Origin of the sequence: Micromonospora sp. KC606 (assembly GCF_004348675.1) — a bacterium.
Taxonomy (GTDB): Bacteria; Actinomycetota; Actinomycetes; order Mycobacteriales; family Micromonosporaceae; genus Micromonospora.
In genome coordinates, this window is sequence record NZ_SMKN01000123.1 from 1 (window position 1) to 17,390 (window position 17,390).

Genomic DNA, 17,390 nt, shown 5'->3' on the forward strand with positions numbered 1-17,390 from the left:
GCGCTGCTGGTGGAGCGGGGTGGCGCCGCCCACCTGGAAAAGACCACCCTGGTCGGCAACAACGCCGAGGGCAACGGCGGGGCGATCGCCAACTACGGCCGGGTCGACATCCACGACAGCAAGCTGGAGAACAACCACGCCCGCACCAACGGCGGCGCCGTCTTCACCGCCGGCGTCCTCGAGATCACCGGATCCCACCTCACCCACAACACCGCCGGCGGCGACGGCGGCGCCGTCGCCAACGGCCGGGGCAAGGGCAAGGGCGGCTTCCACCCGCAGAGCCACAACGAGGCCGGCACGGTCGAGATCTACAAGAGCACCATCGAGGGCAACACCGCCGACCGCGACGGCGGCGGGGTCTCCACCGCGGGCGGTTTCGTCAAGATCGCCTGGGCTCACCTCAAGGAGAACAAGGCCTGCCACAGTGGTGGTGGGATCCACGCCGTCGACACCGACCTGCACCTCGACCACGTCACCATCGCCAAGAACCACGCCAGCCACCACGGCGGCGGCATCGTCAACACCGGCGGCAACCACCACACCGCCCACCGCAACGACAACCACCAGCCAGAAGCCACCGCCACCATCAACCACAGCACCATCGCCCTCAACACCGCCGGCCAATTCGGCGGCGGCATCTTCAACGGCGACACCCACCAACCCACCGTCGAAGGCGGCTTCCAGAACAAACCAGAAGGCCCCAGCGACAACGCCAACCTCACCCTGCGCGACACCGACATCAAGGGCAACACCGCCCTCAACGGCGGCGGCATCTTCAACAACAAAGCCACCGCCACCCTCACCACCACCCACGTCACCAAGAACACCGCCACCGACACCAGCAAAACCCACCGCGTCGCCGGCGGCATCCTCAACAACAACGGCAAGATCCGACTCGACCACAAAACCACCATCACCGACAACGACCCCACCAACTGCGCCGGCACCACCAAAGACTGCTTCAACTGACCACACCTGGTCCGGTGGTGGGGCCCACCCGTCGGGGAGGCCCCACCACCGGCCGGTGCCGGCTCGTCGCCACCGCCGGCCGGTGCCGGCTCCCACCCTCCGCGGCGCCTGGGCCGACGCGGCCACTTTGTGCCTGCGCATGCCATCGACGCCCAGACGCAGCCCTCCGCCGCGGCTCTGTCCCACGCATACGCCCGCATTCTCAATGCGGGCTTTTTTCGCGTATGCCCGCCAGATGAATAAAACTCCCATACGGTGTTGTTCAGCAGCTACAACCGATTTGTAGCCAAGGCCGCCTCGCTGCGGCGAAGCCGCCTTGTCTGGTACAGAGAGGGCAGAGAGCTCCGATGTCCAACTACCTTCGCAACAACGAGGACGCCGGCCGTGAGACGACCTCCTCGCTCCGCCGTCGCCGGCGCTGGCTCGCCACGGGTGTCGCCGGTCTGACCGGAGCGGTCGGCCTCGCCGGAGTGGCCTACGCGGCCACCGGGGCGAGCGGGCCACTCCGGCTGGCGGACGTCAAGTGGTCGACGGCTCAGCAACTCAAGGACGACCAGAGCGATCGGAACCGTGACGAGCGGGACAGGGGTGACCGGGACAGGGACCACGGGAAGGCCCGGCAGGTGCCCTGCGACGAGGAGAAGCTGATCGAGGCGATCGACCAGGCCAACCGGGATCACGGCGGCACGTTGAAGCTGGCCCCGCACTGCACCTACGAGCTGGACCGCTATGACCGAGAAACCGGCTCGGCTCTGCCAACGATCCGGCAGGAGATCACCATCAAGGGGCAGGACTCCACGATCAAGCGGGATTCCGAGACCAACTTCCGCCTGTTCACCGTCGCCGACGGTGGGGACCTGACCCTGGAGGACGTCACCCTCAAGGGTGGCAACGCCGCCTCCTTCAAGTACGGGGCGCCCCGAGGCCCGCAGACCCCCGGCGGGCCCCAGGCCCCGGACGGCGGTCCCCAGCCCTCGACCGGGCAGCCCTCGGTGGGGCAGCCTCCCCAGGTTCCGGGCGTCGGGCCGGTACCCGGTTTCCCGCAGCTTCCCGGCGGGCAGGGTGCTCCGGCCGCCGGCGCCGCTCAGATCGCGAAGGCCCCGCAGGCCGCCCTGGCCGCAAATGCCGCCCCGGCCACGCAGGCCGCGAAGGCTCCTCAGGCCGCCGGCGCCGCTCAGGTCGCGAGGGCCCCGCAGGCCGCCGGCCCCGCGCAGGCCGCGAGCGGCCCGCAGGGTTCCGGCAGGCAGCTCGACACCACCTCCGACGGAGGCGCGCTGCTGGTGGAGCGGGGTGGCGCCGCCCACCTGGAAAAGACCACCCTGGTCGGCAACAACGCCGAGGGCAACGGCGGGGCGATCGCCAACTACGGCCGGGTCGACATCCACGACAGCAAGCTGGAGAACAACCACGCCCGCACCAACGGCGGCGCCGTCTTCACCGCCGGCGTCCTCGAGATCACCGGATCCCACCTCACCCACAACACCGCCGGCGGCGACGGCGGCGCCGTCGCCAACGGCCGGGGCAAGGGCAAGGGCGGCTTCCACCCGCAGAGCCACAACGAGGCCGGCACGGTCGAGATCTACAAGAGCACCATCGAGGGCAACACCGCCGACCGCGACGGCGGCGGGGTCTCCACCGCGGGCGGTTTCGTCAAGATCGCCTGGGCTCACCTCAAGGAGAACAAGGCCTGCCACAGTGGTGGTGGGATCCACGCCGTCGACACCGACCTGCACCTCGACCACGTCACCATCGCCAAGAACCACGCCAGCCACCACGGCGGCGGCATCGTCAACACCGGCGGCAACCACCACACCGCCCACCGCAACGACAACCACCAGCCAGAAGCCACCGCCACCATCAACCACAGCACCATCGCCCTCAACACCGCCGGCCAATTCGGCGGCGGCATCTTCAACGGCGACACCCACCAACCCACCGTCGAAGGCGGCTTCCAGAACAAACCAGAAGGCCCCAGCGACAACGCCAACCTCACCCTGCGCGACACCGACATCAAGGGCAACACCGCCCTCAACGGCGGCGGCATCTTCAACAACAAAGCCACCGCCACCCTCACCACCACCCACGTCACCAAGAACACCGCCACCGACACCAGCAAAACCCACCGCGTCGCCGGCGGCATCCTCAACAACAACGGCAAGATCCGACTCGACCACAAAACCACCATCACCGACAACGACCCCACCAACTGCGCCGGCACCACCAAAGACTGCTTCAACTGACCGACGGGCGACTGCTGTCGCCGGCCCCCTGCCACCCGGTGGCAGGGGGCCGGATCGCGCTCCGGCTTCAGCGCTGGACGAAGACGGTCACACTGCTGGACGAAGACCGTCACACTGCGGCGGGCACGGTGAGGGTGCCGCTAGCTCGGAACGACGCCGTGCCACGTGGACGGCGGCGGTCCGCCCGCGTCGAGTCGGCCAGGAAGGCCGTGCCGGCTCAGAGACCCGAGCAGGTGGAGCCGTTGACCGTGCAGCCCGACGGCAGGGCCCCACCGGTGTTCTCGAACACGAACCGCAACTGCACCGATCCGCGGGCGGCCAGGTCCACCCCGCCGGTGTAGGTGAGGACCCCGTCGCGCACCCTCGCGGTGCCCTGCGGCGCGCTCTCCACCCAGACGCCCCCCAACCGGCCCCGCGGCTGCGCCAGCCGGACCGTCCACGATCGAGCCCCCGACGTGATGTTGGTCAGCAGCACCTCCCCCGCGAAGGAGTCACCGTAGTCCGCCACCACCCGGAACCGGCCGATCACCGACAGCACCGGGGACGGCGACGCCGGTGGCGTGGTCGACACGGACGGCGGGGCGGCATCCCCGCCGGGGATGGCCGGCGGGCTCGACACCGAAGGACTGGGCGCAACGACCGACCGGGGCAGGAGCCCCGGCACCGCCGGCGCGGTGTCGGTGTTCAGGGGCAGCGATGGGGCGGCGGCCGACAGATTCGGCAGCGACATGGCCGGAGCGGGTGGCGGGAGGTCGGCCACCGGCCGACGGCCGCCGGCCGACCCCAGGGCGACCACCAGCAGCAGCACCATGACGGCCACTCCGACGACCACCACGAGCCAGGGCAGCGAGCGAAGGGACACGGATCGGCTGCGCGGCGTGCCAGACATAAGCCTCCCTGGTCGGCCCCGTCGCGGGAGCATGGCGACGATCGGCGGCGAGGGAAGCACGCGACCGATGACCCGAGCATCCTGACGGTCGGGCAGCGCCAAGCTACCAGCTAAAATCCCGCAGGCAGGATTCCCAGCAGGGGCCAGCCGGCGAACCCGACCGACCGGACGACGTCGGTTCGACCCCGGTACCGCCCGTCCCCGCCGACCTGAGGATGACGCCCCGGCCGAGCGGGTCGACCAGGGCGGAAACGGGCGGGATCAGCGGCCGGAGCAGGTGACCCCGTTGACCGTGCAGCTGCTCGGGCGGTTGTTGCCGCCGGTCTGCTCGAAGTGGAACCGCAACGGCACCGTGTCACGGGGGCCCAGGTCCACCCCGCTGGTGTACGTGAATACACCGTCGGACATCCGGGCCGACCCCTGCGGCGCGCCCTCGACCCAGGCGGTGACCAGCCGACCCCGGGGCAGCACCAGCCGGACCGTCCACGACCGAGACCCCGACGTGGTGTTGGTCAGCAGCACCTCACCGATGAACGCGTCGCCGTAGTCGTTGAGCTTGCTGTAGCGGCCGGTCACCGACGGCGCGGCAGCGGGCGGCGGATACCCCGGCCTGGACGGAGACGTCGGCGGCGCCTTAGTGGACGGGGCGGGTGCCGGCGGCGGGACCGCGCCCGGCCCGGCGCCGCCTCCGGACGAGGCCGGCGGGGCCTGCGCGCCGGTGCCGCCCACCTCGCCCAGGGACGGCTCGGTGCGGCGGGGCGTGATGCCGGGCGACGGCGGCAGGGGCAGCGTCGCCGCGACGCGGGTCGGCGCCGACGGGGGCGGCAGATCCGGTAGCGGGATGGTCTGCACCGGCTCCGGCGGCCGGGTGTGGAACCGTTCCCCGCCCGGAACGGAGAGCAGCGCGACAACCTGCAAGGACAGCAGTGCCACCACCCCGGCGACGACCACCACCCAGGGGGACCATGCCATCTGCAGCAAACCACCCAGTGGCGATCGTGCACGACGCCTGCCGGACATGCCCCTCCTTCATCGGGTGCCGCCCGAGAGCGTACCGATCTTCGGCATGGCCGGAAAGGGGTGATCCCGCCTGCTGTCCATACGGCACCGCCCTCCCGCCGGTCGGGAAGGCGGCACGTGCTCACCCGGCCCCTCGGTCGGCGGCCAGCTCGGGCACGACGTGCGGGCCGACGACGACTCCGGCCGGTCGAGCGGATCAGCCGGTGCGGACGACCGTGCAGATGACCGGTCCGTCGTCGGTGGCGCGCAGCAGGTAACGGTACCGCTCGCCGGGTACCGCCCGACCCTGGCTGTCCAGGAACTCCCACTGCACCGCCACCATCGCGAGCAACGCCGAGACCGGCTCGACGTCCTCGATGAGGGCGTTCGCCGCGACCAGCTCCCGCTGCTGGTAGTCGGGCGCGGCGCCGACGAAGGAGAGCGCGACCGCGGCGACGGTGGAGAACGAGAAGCTGTAGGTGTCGGCGACCACCAGCCCGGGCAACGCGTAGCAACCGGCGATGGTGGGCAGGTCACCGGTTATGAGCGCCACGCCGTACCGGTCGAAGAAGTCGGTCAGCGTGCCGAGGGAGGTGGAGGTGCTCACGGGCTCCCTGATTGCCGGCCGCGGGCCACGGCAAACCTCACCGCGGGGGGATGCTGACCTCGATCTCCGTGCCGAGCCTGGCGCCGCCGGTCAGGTCCAGGTCGTCGCCGCTCCAGAACCGGCCCGGGTCGTACCAGTTCGGACGTCGGCCGGACGGCAGCAGCCCCATCGCCTCGTAGGTCACCGCCACCACCTCGGCGCAGTACGCGCTCTCCAACGCCCGGTCGGGCACCGACGCTCGGGACGCGTCCCGCCGGCCGGGGCGCGTCAGCCGCACCCGGGGCACCCGCCCCCGGGCCCAGCGCCAGGCGAGCTGGGCCGTGCTGGGAAATGGCGTGCCGTCGAGTCGCGCGATGGTACGCAGCACCGCCTGCTCCCGATCCGGGTCGGCCGAGGGTTCGAGCTGGCGCAGCCAGGCCCGCTGGCCGTACCGGTTGGCCCAGACGCAGACCGCGTCACGCAGGTCGTGCAGCTGCACGCCGCGCTGGTGGGCGCCCGTCCACATGTCCGGCAGCGACCGGCCGAGCTCGGCGTGCCACAGCAGCGGCGGCATGTCGTCGAGCACCACGGCCATGCCGACGTGGTTCACCGGGCTGTTGGTGGTGAGCTGGATGGCCCGGTCGGGCGCGCTGCGCCCCCGGAACACCCACACGTCCCCGGTACGGGTCAGCTCGACGGCCTCGTCCAGGCTGATGCTCACGACGCCACCCCGCCCACGCCCGTGCTTCGCTCGCTCATGGACCACTACCCTAGGCCGATGCGGCAGCGGATGCGGTGGTGGAAGGTCCTCGGTCTGGCCGGCCTGGCCGGCGTCGCGGCGTCCGGCGTGGTGATCGCCCGCGCCGAGCGGCGCCGGCAGGCGTACACCCCGGAGGAGATCCGGGCCCGGCTGCGCGATCGGCACGCGCAGGCCTCCGGGGGTGGCACGCCGGCCGACGGGGGCGACTGACCGCGGGCCGTCCCCGCGCTCGGGCGCCCGCCGGCGGGGCTCGCGCTGGCCCTCGTGCCGACCACCGGCACCAGCTTGCACAGAAAGCAAGACGGACGTACGGTTTTGTTGATGACGAGAATCGGCGGTAAGTGTCACCTAACCTCGGCGGCGCTCCGGCCGGTGCGAAAGACTGCTCAGGACTACTCACGGTCGCTGGTGTGAAGGAGTACGACGTGGCGAGCCTCGACACCTTCGGTGCGAAGACCCAGCTACGCGTCGAAGACGCGAGCTACGAGATTTTCCGGATCGACCGGGTGAAGGGGCACGACCGGCTGCCCTACAGCCTGAAGATCCTGCTGGAGAACCTGCTGCGGACCGAGGACGGCGCGAACATCACCGCCGACCACATCCGCCAGCTCGGCGCCTGGGACCCCGGCGCCGACCCGAGCGTGGAGATCCAGTTCACCCCGGCACGGGTGCTCATGCAGGACTTCACCGGCGTACCCTGCGTGGTCGACCTGGCCACCATGCGGGAGGCCGTCCGCGACCTCGGCGGCGACGCCACCAAGGTCAACCCACTCGCGCCGGCCGAGCTGGTCATCGACCACTCCGTCATCGCCGACCTGTTCGGCCGTGCGGACGCCTTCGAGCGCAACGTCGAGCTGGAGTACCAGCGCAACAAGGAGCGCTACCAGTTCCTGCGCTGGGGCCAGACCGCGTTCAACGAGTTCAAGGTCGTCCCGCCGGGCACCGGCATCGTGCACCAGGTCAACATCGAGTACCTGGCCCGTACGATCATGGAGCGCAACGGCCAGGCGTACCCGGACACCGTGGTCGGCACCGACTCGCACACCACGATGGTCAACGGCCTGGGCGTGCTGGGCTGGGGTGTCGGCGGCATCGAGGCCGAGGCCGCGATGCTCGGCCAGCCGGTCAGCATGCTCATCCCGCGGGTCGTCGGCTTCAAGCTCGCAGGCTCGATGCCGGCCGGCACCACCGCCACCGACCTGGTGCTCACCATCACCGAGATGCTGCGCAAGCACGGGGTGGTCGGCAAGTTCGTCGAGTTCTACGGCCCGGGTGTGAGCGCCGTGCCGCTGGCCAACCGCGCCACCATCGGCAACATGTCCCCGGAGTACGGCTCCACCGTCGCGATCTTCCCGATCGACGCCGAGACCATCCGGTACCTGGAGCTGACCGGCCGCGACCCGCAGCAGGTGGCGCTGGTCGAGGCGTACGCCAAGGAACAGGGCCTCTGGCACGACCCGGGTCACGAGCCCGAGTACTCCGAGCGGCTGGAGCTCGACCTGGGCACCATCGAGCCGTCCCTGGCCGGCCCGAAGCGCCCGCAGGACCGGGTGCCCCTGGGCAGCGCCAAGACGCTGTTCCGCGCGGCGCTGGGCGACTACGTGGCCGCCGACGAGACCGGTGGCGACCCGGGCCGCAAGCCCGGGGTGCCGCAACTGGAGAAGCCGTTCGGCGCCGAGGGCCCGGCGGACGAGGCCAGCGCCGAGTCCTTCCCGGCCAGCGACTCCCCCGCCAACGGGGTCAACGACCCCGCCGACGCCCCCCGCGACCTGGAGACCGCAGCCGTGGGTGCCGGCGGGCGCGCCAGCAACCCGGTCCGGGTGACCAGCGCCGACGGCGTCGAGTACGAGCTGGACCACGGCGCGGTGGTGATCGCCGCTATCACCTCCTGCACCAACACCTCCAACCCGCAGGTCATGATCGGGGCCGCGCTGCTGGCCCGCAACGCGGTGGACAGGGGCCTGGCCCGCAAGCCGTGGGTCAAGACGACCCTGGCCCCGGGCTCCAAGGTCGTCATGGACTACTACGACCGCGCCGGCCTCACGCCGTACCTGGAGAAGCTCGGCTTCAACCTGGTCGGCTACGGCTGCACCACCTGCATCGGCAACTCCGGCCCGCTGCCGGAGGAGGTCTCCGCCGCGGTCAACGACGGCGACCTGGCCGTCGTGTCGGTGCTGTCCGGCAACCGGAACTTCGAGGGCCGGATCAACCCGGACGTCAAGATGAACTACCTGGCCTCCCCGCCGCTGGTGGTGGCGTACGCCCTGGCCGGCACGATGGACATCGACCTGGCCAACGAGCCGATCGGCGAGGACACCGCGGGCGACCCGGTCTTCCTGCGCGACATCTGGCCGAGCAGCGCCGAGATCCAGGACGTCATCGCCTCGGCGATCGGCGCGACGGGCTTCAGCGCGGCGTACGCCGACGTGTTCGCCGGCGACGAGCGGTGGCAGTCGCTGCCGACCCCGACCGGTGACACCTTCGCCTGGGAGAGCGAGTCCACCTACGTCCGCAAGCCCCCGTACTTCGAGGGCATGGCGAAGGACCCACAGCCGGTGCAGGACATCGCCGGTGCCCGGGTGCTGGCCAGGCTGGGCGACTCGGTCACCACCGACCACATCTCCCCGGCCGGCTCGATCAAGGCCGACTCCCCCGCCGGGAAGTACCTCGCCGAGCACGGCGTGCCGCGCCACGAGTTCAACTCGTACGGTTCCCGGCGGGGAAACCACGAGGTGATGATCCGGGGCACCTTCGCCAACATCCGGCTGCGCAACCAACTCGTCCCCGGCGTGGAGGGCGGCTTCACGGTCAACCATCTGACCGGCGAGCAGACCTCCATCTACGACGCCTCGATGGCCTACCAGGAGGCCGGTGTCCCGCTGGTCATCCTGGCCGGCAAGGAGTACGGCTCCGGGTCGTCGCGCGACTGGGCGGCCAAGGGCACCATGCTCCTCGGCGTCAAGGCGGTCATCGCCGAGTCGTACGAGCGGATCCACCGTTCCAACCTGATCGGCATGGGCGTCCTGCCGTTGCAGTTCCCGACCGGCGAGAACGCCGAGTCGCTGGGCCTGACCGGCACGGAGACCTTCTCCATCACCGGCGTGACCGAGCTGAACGACGGCCGGACCCCGCGTACGGTGCGGGTGAGCACCGAAACCGGTGTGGAGTTCGAGGCCGTGGTGCGGATCGACACCCCTGGCGAGGCGGACTACTACCGCCACGGCGGCATCCTGCAGTACGTGCTGCGCCGCATGATCGCCGGCTGACGTCCGTACCGTTTCCACGGCCCCTTCCCGCGACCAGCGGGAGGGGGCCGTGGCGCGTTCCCGCCGGCAACTGCTCGCCTCCGCGATCGTGATCAGCGGGGAGGGCGCTCCAGCCGCCCAGATCTGTCGCGGGCCGTGCGTGGTGTGGCGGAATGGTCATCGTCCGCTGACCCGGGACCGGGCCACCCTGGTGCCGGAGGCCGCGCACGCCAAAGAGCTGTGGCCGGTGCTGGGCCGACCCGGCGCCGTCCTGGTCGACGGCGAGTTGGTCGGCACCTGGCGCCCCCGCAAGTCCGGCAGCCGGCTGACCGTCGCCGTCCGCCCCTGGGAGAAGCTGCCCGACGGCCGGCGCCGAGCGGTCGTCGAGCAGGCCGAACAGCTGGCGGCGTACCGTTCGGTCGCGCTCGCCGGCGTGCCGGGCGAGGCCGGCGTGCGCGAGGACTTCGACGGCTGGCGACGGATCGAGCCGGCACAGCGGCGTCCGACCACCGACGACCGCGGGTTCGATGAGGCCGACGAGGTTCACGACACCGGCGGAAGATCCCACTCTCGCCGGATGGGTGAGGCCGAGAGTGCCCTGGGTGTTCCCCGAGGGTCCAACCAGCAGCGTCGCCGGCTCAGCCCTCGATGCTACGGCGGCGGGCCTCGCGGGTCTTCATCGCATGTTCCAGCAGCGTGATGAGCACGTCCCGGGCCGATTCCCGCCGCCGGGCGTCGCAGAGCATCACCGGCACCCCCGGGTCGAGGTTGAGCGCCGCCTGCACCTCGTCCAGCCGGTACTGCCGGGCCCCGTCGAAGCAGTTCACCGCCACCACGAAGGGCGTGTCGCGCTCCTCGAAGTAGTCGATCGACGGGAAGCAGTCGGCCAGCCGCCGGGTGTCGGCCAGCACGACCGCGCCGATCGCCCCGAGGGCCAGTTCGTCCCAGACGAACCAGAACCGGTCCTGCCCGGGGGTGCCGAAGAGGTAGAGCACCAGGTCGTCGCTGATGGTGATCCGGCCGAAGTCCATCGCCACCGTGGTGGTGGTCTTGCCCTCCACGCCGGAGAGGTCGTCGATCCCGACACCTGTCTCGGTCAGCACCTCCTCGGTGCGCAGCGGCTTGGTCTCGCTCACCGCGCCGACCAGCGTGGTCTTACCCACCCCGAAACCACCGGCGATCAGGATCTTGATCGCGGTGGGCAGGGACGGCGCTCCGGCCGCCCGCTCAGAGTGCCCGTAGTCCATTGATAACCGCCTCGAAAACGCTCTCATCGGGTACGCCGGCGCCGCCTCCGGGTGGCCGGACCTTCAACAGGTCGCGTGCCATCAGGTCGCCCAGGAGGACCCGGACGGTGCCCACCGGCAGGTTGAGATGGGCGGCGACCTCCGCCACGGACTGCATCCGCTGGCAGAGCGCGACGATCGCCACGTGCTCCGGGCCCAACCCGGACTCGCCACCGGCGTCCGGCCGGGTCGCCATCACCAGGGAGATCAGGTCGAACGTGCCGGTTACCGGTCGGGCCCGGCCGCCGGTCACGGCGTACGGTCGGACTACCGGGCCCGCGTGGTCGTCGACCCACCTGTCCTCGGCGGAGTCGTCCTCGACCGCCATCCTGCTACTTCCCGCCGGTCGGCTGATCGATCCCCCGGGTGGGCGAGGCGACGAAGGCGCCCACCCGGGTCACCAGCATCGCCATCTCGTACGCGATTAGCCCGACGTCCGCATCCTCGTCGGCGAGCACCGCCAGGCAGGCGTTGCGCCCGGCCGCCGTGACGAAGAGGAACGACGACTGCATCTCGATGATGGTCTGCTGGACCTGCCCGCCGCCGAACCGCTTGCCCGCGCCCCGGGCCAGGCTCTGGATGCCGGCGGCCATCGCCGCCAGGTGTTCGCCGTCGTCGCGGCTGAGCCCTCGGGACGAGGCCATCAGCAGGCCGTCCGAGGAGAGCGCCACGGCGTGTTCAGCCTGCTTCACCCGGCCGACCAGATCGTCCAGCAGCCACGTCAGGTCGGCACTCGAAGCCGTCTTCTGCCCCACTCGCGTCCTCATCTCCCCCGGTTGGTGTCGCCGTTGCTCCAGTTGCCGTGTGCCGTCGCGTCCGGCCTGGCCGGCGCGCCGTCGTCAGGTTTCTGATCCGTCCCCCGGGCTCGGCCCGCCGCCCGTGCGCGCCTCGGCGGGGGCGGACCCGCCGAGCAGTCGGACGGCGTCGGCCCGGCCGCGTCGGGTGCCGGTCTGGTACGCGCTCATCATCTGGCGCACCTGCTCCGGCGGGCGCGGCTGCTGCTCGTCGGTTGCCGGGTCCGGGGCGTCGTGCACTGGCCCGCCCCGCAGTTCCGGGGCGATGCTCGCCTGTCGGACCCGTACCGGCAGGCCCGCACCGGTCATCGGCCCGTCGTTGAGGGCTCTCCTGGGTCCGGCGCTGGCCACGCCGTCCCGGTCCCCGATGCCGCCCGCGCCGGCGTCCGCGTCGGCCGGGACCTGGGCCGAGTTCGCGGCGGGCGGGACCGGTCGGGCGGTCGGCAGGGCGATCGGCACGGTGTGTCCGTTCAGTGCTCCCCGGTCGGAGCCGGTCCGAGCGCGGGTCGGCCGTGCCGACTCGCCCGCGGTCGACGCGCGCCGTGGCCGGACCGGCAGCGCCGACGGGTCGGCCCGTGCCCCGTCCCCGGCGGCGGGCGGCGTCCGCTCTCCGATGGGCACATCGGGCCGGCCGGTCCGCGGCGGCACCGTCTTCTCGACAGGCCGAGCCGGCACCGTCGCGGCACCGGAGGCGTTCCGGTCCTCGCCCACCTCGACCAACGCGCCAGGGATGAGCACGACGGCGGTGACGCCCCCGTACGGCGACTCCGTGAGCCGCACTTGGACGCCGTGCCGCTCGGTCAGTCGGCTCACCACGTACAGGCCGAGCCGGGAGGTGTTGGTTAGGTTCAGCTCGGAGCGGTCCACGATCCGCTGGTTGGCCGCGGTCAGCTCCGCCGCGGTCATACCACGGCCCCGGTCCTCGACTTCGATGGTGAAGCCGTCGGCCACCTGTTGCCCGCGCACCTTTACCGAGGTGTGCGGCGGGGAGAAGGTCAGCCCGTTCTCGATCAGCTCGGCCAGCAGGTGGATGACGTCGCCCACCGCCCGCCCGGCGAGCGTGATCGGCCCCAGCGGCGCCACCTCGACCCGGGTGTAGTCCTCGACCTCGGCGACCGCGCCGCGGACCACGTCCACCATGGGCACGTGGCGTCGCCAGGCGCGGCCCGGCGTGGAGCCGGCGAGCACGATCAGGTTCTCGGCGTTGCGCCGCATCCGGGTGGCCAGGTGGTCGACCCGGAACAGGTCCTCCAGCTCCTCCGCGTCGTGCACCCGCCGCTGCATCGCGTCGAGCAGGGTGAGCTGGCGACGGACCTGGGCCTGGGTACGCCGGGCGAGGCTGAGGAACACCTCCAGCCGGAGGGCGGCCTCGCGGAGCTCTCGCAGCCGCCGATTCAGCACACGGGCGGTGGTGACCGCGCCGACCACCGAGGCGATGACCAGGACCAGACCCAGACCGGCGGCGAGCACCATCCGGATGATCATCCAGACCGCCACCGGGGTGGCCCGGTCGACCAGCGCGGACCCGCTGGCCAGCATCACGGCCTCCTGCTCGTCGAGTGCGGCGTCGACGGCCGCCTGCCAGTCGGCGGCGTCCACCGGCAGCGAACCGTTGGGGCGGCCGTCGCGGATCAGCCGGTCCTCCAGGGTCCGCAACCGGCTGAAGGACTGGCCCTGGAGCATGCCGAGGTACCGGTCGCGGTCGGCGGCGGGCAGCTCGGCCAGCGCCTCGGCGGCCAGGAACCGCTGCGCGCCGACCAGGTGGGCGAACTGGGCGTACTCCCTGTCGTTGGCCCGGCCAGCGGCCGCCACCCCGGCGAAGAGCGCGTCCTCCTGGGCCATCAGCTCGCGCACCCGGACCAGCTGGATGAGGGTGCCGCTGTCCTTGGCGACCCGCTCGTCGGCGAGCCTGCCGAGGGCGGTGTCCACCCGGAACAGCGAGTCCAGAACGGCCGTGAACGCCCCGGCGGCGCCGGCCCGGTCCACGGACCCGCCGGCGACGGCGTCGCGGACCGGCCCGAGCGAGCCGAGCCGGGCGGCGACGTCGTCGATGCGCCGCGCCAGCTCGTCAGAGGAGGCGAGCCGGGCCCGCCAGCCCCGGGCCGACTCGGTGAAGGCGGCGGCCAGCTCCTCGCTGCGCTGACGTTGGACGCGCAGCGCCTGCGCCTGCTCCTGGCTCGGTCGGCCCAGGTGGGCCACCGACATCCGGCGTTCCCGTTGCAGCTCGGCACGCAGTGCCTCGCCCGGCTCGGCCACTTTGGCGTCGAGGGTCTGCACACTGAGGACGGTGTGACCGTCCCGCAGGGTCTCCCAGGCAGCGAACGCCCAGAGCGCGGCCAGTGCGACCAGCACCGCCACCACCCTGGCGCGCAGACTTGCACTGCGGGAACCCATCACACCGTCCCTCGCCGGTCCTGGTGCACATTTCGGATTGGCCGAAAGCGCAACGCCGGCCCCGGCGCACGCTAGCAGTGTCCGGAACCTTACTCAAGCAGTGCCGATCGAGGGACAAACCGGGTAAGGAAGTGGTCGCAACTGCGCTCACCTGCGAGCACACGGCAGCGAGGACCGCCGAACGGGCGATCGTGGCAGGGTGGTAGAGATCCTTGTCATGCCACAGTGGACAGTCCGGGGTGGTCTGCCGGTGGCACCGGCGGCGGGGTCGAGCTCACGGGTCACGGTCAGACCAGGGCCGGTTGCCGGTGCGGGGTGAGCATCAGCGGCACCCGTTCCCGGGGACGCAGCGAGGCGGCGAGGCGCGGGGTCGGCATGCCGGGCTCGCAGAGCCGGTACCGGAACCGGCTGAACAGCGTCGCCACGACCAGCGACGCCTCCAGCGGAAAGAGGTGCTGCCCGAGGCACTGGTGGACGCCGCCCCCGAACGGGTAGTAGGCGTACTGGTGGGCCCACCCCGGCCGTCCTGGGGCGAACCGTTCCGGGTCGAAGGCCTCCGGCCGCCGCCAGAACCGGGCGAGCCGCTGGGTGACGTACGGGCTGAGGAGGACGGTTCCGCCGGCCTTGATCCGGGTGCCGCCGATGACGTCGTCGGCGATCGCCGTGCGGGGCACCAACCAGTCCGACGGGTACGCCCGGAGCAGCTCGTCGAGGACCATCCGGGTGTAGTGGAGCTGGCCGAGCTGTTCCCGGCCGACCACGTCGCCGGGGCCGATCACCCGGTCGATCTCCTCGTAGAGCGTCGCGGCGACGTCGGGAAGCTGCTCCAGCAGGGGGAACAGCCAGGTGAGCACCACGTGGGGCGTCTCGGTGGTGGCGACGAGGACGGCCAGCAGGTCGTCGCGGATGCGCCGCTCGTCCAGCTTGTTGCCGTGGGCGTCACGGGCCCGGGCCAGGGCTGCGACGATGTCGTCTCCACCGTCGCCGCCGACGCGCTCGGCGCGGACCAGTGGCAGCAGGATCTCGTCGATGCTGCGAACGGCACGGCGGAACGCCCGGTCCCCGGGCACCGGCACCGCCTCCGGCAGGAACGGGACGAGCAGCCGGTAGTGCAGCGAGGTGGCCGCGATGTCCTGCCCGGCGACCACCCGTGCCACGTCGGCGACGGAAATCTTGCCGCCGAAGAAGACCCGACTGACGGCCTGGCCGATGATCCGGGAGACCTCGGCGGCGGCGTCGACCGGAGCGCCGTCGCGGGCCGCACTGGTGAGTTCGTCGACGGCGTCGCTGATCGCGCGGCTGAGGTCGTCGACCGCCGCGTCGATCCGCTTCGCGGTGAAGTGCGGCTGGAGCCGCCGCCGGCTCTCCTCCCACTCCTGGCCCACGGAGAGGATCCCGTCGCCGGCTTGCCGGCGCACCCGCCCCCACCGCCTGCCGGCGCCGGCGCGGGTGTAGTTTGCCGCGTTGTCCCGCAGCACGTGCTGCACGTGCGCCGGCTCGGCGACCAGGTACGGCCGGAAGGCGCCGAGGTTGAGCCGGACGACCTGATCGGGCGCGGCGTCGGCGACGGCCACCAGGGTGCCGAGCGGGTCGCGCAGCAGGTCGGGCAGCGTCCGGCGCAGCGGCGCGACGTACGGTGGGCGAGGGCTGGGGGGCGACTCAGCCACGGATCACCTGCACGGGTCCTCCTCCGCCTCGACGCCAGCACTGCGCAGCGTGCCCCCGTGGTCATCGCGCGTCACGGTCCCGCAGAGCATGCCATCGAAGACGAGCCTTTCTCCATACATCCCGCCCGGAGGAGTTTCCCATCCCGGAGACAAATCTCCACAAGAGACGGTGGGAAGCCCTGCCCGACGAAGGAAATCCGCAGGTGACGCCCGCCGACAAAGTTCCGCCCGGCAACCGAACGGCAATTCAGGGCAAGCGCCGGAATGTAACCGACGTCATGCGCCCGGTCACCATCGCCCGGCCGAACCCACCGCGGGTTCCACCCGGCGCCCGAGGAAACCGGCGCGCCCGGCGCGCGCCCGGCGTCCCGGCGCTGTCGGGCCGGCAAACCCGGGCGCACGGGAACACCCTGTGCCAGGCTCAGGGGCATGGACGACAAGAACATCCTGAACCGGATCTCGGAGCTCGTCGACGAGGAGCACCGGCTGCGCTCGGCGGCGCAGGAGCACGAAGCCGGCACCGACGACGAGGCCCGGGAGCGACTGCGCGCGCTGGAGGAGTCCCTGGACCAGTGCTGGGACCTGCTGCGCCGCCGCCGGGCGGCCCGCCAGGCGCACGGCGACCCGGAGGCCCAGGGCGCTCGACCGCTGCCAGCGGTCGAGCGCTACCTCCAGTAGCGCCGGCGGGGCGGGCGCCCCGGGGGGTGCTCCCGGGGCGCCCCGGCTCACCGGATGCCGGCCTCGCGCAGCAGCATCGCGGCCACCTCGTCCGAGTCGACCGGCAGTCCCCGCGCGGTGAACCAGGCACCCACCACCCGTACGTCGCGGACCAGGAACTCCGGCCCCTGCGGGTTGGCCACCACGTCGACCACCTGAGGCAGGTCGATCATGACGAGCCGGCCCCGGTGCACCAGCAGGTTGTACGGCGACAGGTCGCCGTGGGCATGCCCGGCGCGGGCCAGCACGACCAGGGCGTCGACCAGCTGCGTCCAGAGGGAGCGCAGTTCGCTGCCGTCCGGGCGGAGCTGGGCCAGCCGGGGCGCCGCCGCACCCTGCTCGGGGTCACCGACGAACTCCAACATCAGCTCGGTGCCGATCAGCTGGACCGGGTACGGCACGGCGATCCGGCCGGTGGCGGCGCCGACCTCCCAGAGCCGGGCCAGGGCGGCGAACTCGGCCGCCGCCCACTGCCCGGCGATCATCTGCCGCCCGAAGGCGGTCCGCCCGACCATCGCCCGCATCTCCCGGGACCGCCGGACCCGGCGCCCTTCCAGGTAGCCGGCGTCGCGATGGAAGAGGCGGTGCTGCGCGTCCCGGTAGCGTTTGGCGGCCAGCAGGCAGGAGCGGTCGGTGCCCGGCACGGCCCGACGGACGAGGTGGACGTCCGCCTCCTTGCCGGTCTTGAGCACACCGAGTTCGGTGTCCCGGGCGGCCAGTTCGGTGACCAGCCAGGCCGGGTGGGGTTCCGGCCCGTGCACGGCCTGGTCCCAGGAGGACCAGCGATCCTGCTGGTCGGGCTGGGCGTCGGGGTCGGGGTCAGGCTGGGCGTCGGGGTCCGGGG

Annotated in this window: 15 protein-coding genes and 1 pseudogene; 6 read left to right on the forward strand and 10 right to left on the reverse strand. The window is 72.0% G+C overall.

The features are described 5' to 3' along the window. Together E1193_RS32015 and E1193_RS20960 are read left to right on the forward strand one after the other, a co-directional pair. Nucleotides 1-969 (forward strand): annotated as a pseudogene (locus E1193_RS32015) (hypothetical protein); the annotation flags it as partial. Nucleotides 970-1,316: 347 nt separating this feature from the next. Further along, the gene (locus E1193_RS20960) at nt 1,317-3,209 is read left to right on the forward strand and encodes a proline-rich domain-containing protein (protein ID WP_132184896.1); all 1,893 of its coding nucleotides are present in this window, start codon (nt 1,317-1,319) and stop codon (nt 3,207-3,209) included. A 217-nt stretch (nt 3,210-3,426) separates the two neighbouring features. Here E1193_RS20960 and E1193_RS20965 read toward each other — a convergent pair whose 3' ends face one another. The 4 genes from E1193_RS20965 to E1193_RS20980 form a co-directional block, all read right to left on the reverse strand. Beyond that, nucleotides 3,427-4,071 carry a cellulose-binding protein gene (locus E1193_RS20965; RefSeq protein WP_132184897.1) on the reverse strand — a complete coding sequence of 215 codons (645 nt, stop codon included), beginning with the start codon at nt 4,069-4,071 and terminating at the stop codon, nt 3,427-3,429. 288 nt (nt 4,072-4,359) lie between these two features. Then, entirely contained in the window at nt 4,360-5,070 is a 711-nt protein-coding gene (locus tag E1193_RS20970; RefSeq protein WP_132184898.1) for a cellulose binding domain-containing protein, read from the reverse strand. Nucleotides 5,071-5,314: 244 nt separating this feature from the next. Beyond that, on the reverse strand, nt 5,315-5,704 hold the full coding sequence (locus E1193_RS20975) for a hypothetical protein (RefSeq protein WP_132184899.1): 390 nt from the start codon (nt 5,702-5,704) through the stop codon (nt 5,315-5,317). A gap of 37 nt (nt 5,705-5,741) precedes the next feature. Next, nucleotides 5,742-6,404, reverse strand: a complete 663-nt coding sequence (locus E1193_RS20980; RefSeq protein WP_132184900.1) for a hypothetical protein — start codon at nt 6,402-6,404, stop codon at nt 5,742-5,744. A 69-nt stretch (nt 6,405-6,473) separates the two neighbouring features. On the opposite strand from E1193_RS20980, the gene E1193_RS20985 reads away from it, so the two are divergent. The 3 genes from E1193_RS20985 to E1193_RS32550 all read left to right on the forward strand — a co-directional run bounded on the left by E1193_RS20985 (nt 6,474) and on the right by E1193_RS32550 (nt 10,388). Then, nucleotides 6,474-6,653 (forward strand): hypothetical protein, encoded by a 180-nt coding sequence (locus tag E1193_RS20985; protein ID WP_207922788.1) that lies wholly within the window; start codon nt 6,474-6,476, stop codon nt 6,651-6,653. A 200-nt stretch (nt 6,654-6,853) separates the two neighbouring features. Continuing rightward, entirely contained in the window at nt 6,854-9,709 is a 2,856-nt protein-coding gene (locus E1193_RS20990) for an aconitate hydratase (RefSeq protein WP_132184902.1), read from the forward strand. A gap of 49 nt (nt 9,710-9,758) precedes the next feature. Further along, the gene (locus E1193_RS32550; RefSeq protein WP_207922786.1) at nt 9,759-10,388 is read left to right on the forward strand and encodes a crosslink repair DNA glycosylase YcaQ family protein; all 630 of its coding nucleotides are present in this window, start codon (nt 9,759-9,761) and stop codon (nt 10,386-10,388) included. On the opposite strand, the gene E1193_RS21000 is transcribed toward E1193_RS32550, so the two are convergent. The 5 genes from E1193_RS21000 to E1193_RS21020 all read right to left on the reverse strand — a co-directional run bounded on the left by E1193_RS21000 (nt 10,327) and on the right by E1193_RS21020 (nt 15,829). After that, the gene (locus E1193_RS21000; RefSeq protein WP_132184903.1) at nt 10,327-10,935 is read right to left on the reverse strand and encodes an ATP/GTP-binding protein; all 609 of its coding nucleotides are present in this window, start codon (nt 10,933-10,935) and stop codon (nt 10,327-10,329) included. The genes E1193_RS32550 and E1193_RS21000 overlap by 62 nt on opposite strands. Then, on the reverse strand, nt 10,916-11,302 hold the full coding sequence (locus E1193_RS21005; RefSeq protein ID WP_132184904.1) for a DUF742 domain-containing protein: 387 nt from the start codon (nt 11,300-11,302) through the stop codon (nt 10,916-10,918). The genes E1193_RS21000 and E1193_RS21005 overlap by 20 nt, the downstream gene beginning before the upstream one ends. Nucleotides 11,303-11,306: 4 nt before the next feature. After that, the gene (locus E1193_RS21010; RefSeq protein WP_207922787.1) at nt 11,307-11,741 is read right to left on the reverse strand and encodes a roadblock/LC7 domain-containing protein; all 435 of its coding nucleotides are present in this window, start codon (nt 11,739-11,741) and stop codon (nt 11,307-11,309) included. Nucleotides 11,742-11,813: 72 nt separating this feature from the next. Further along, a complete protein-coding gene (locus tag E1193_RS21015) occupies nt 11,814-14,162 on the reverse strand; it encodes a nitrate- and nitrite sensing domain-containing protein (RefSeq protein WP_132184905.1) in 2,349 nt (782 codons plus the stop codon). 287 nt (nt 14,163-14,449) lie between these two features. Continuing rightward, on the reverse strand, nt 14,450-15,829 hold the full coding sequence (locus tag E1193_RS21020; RefSeq protein WP_132184906.1) for a cytochrome P450: 1,380 nt from the start codon (nt 15,827-15,829) through the stop codon (nt 14,450-14,452). Between the two features lie 429 nt (nt 15,830-16,258). Here E1193_RS21020 and E1193_RS21025 point away from each other — a divergent pair, with 429 nt between their 5' ends. Then, nucleotides 16,259-16,507 (forward strand): DUF2630 family protein, encoded by a 249-nt coding sequence (locus E1193_RS21025; protein WP_132184907.1) that lies wholly within the window; start codon nt 16,259-16,261, stop codon nt 16,505-16,507. Between the two features lie 47 nt (nt 16,508-16,554). Here the strand turns inward: E1193_RS21025 and E1193_RS21030 are convergent. Continuing rightward, nucleotides 16,555-17,390: RIO1 family regulatory kinase/ATPase (locus E1193_RS21030; protein WP_132184908.1), on the reverse strand; the 836-nt coding region annotated here is incomplete at its 5' end.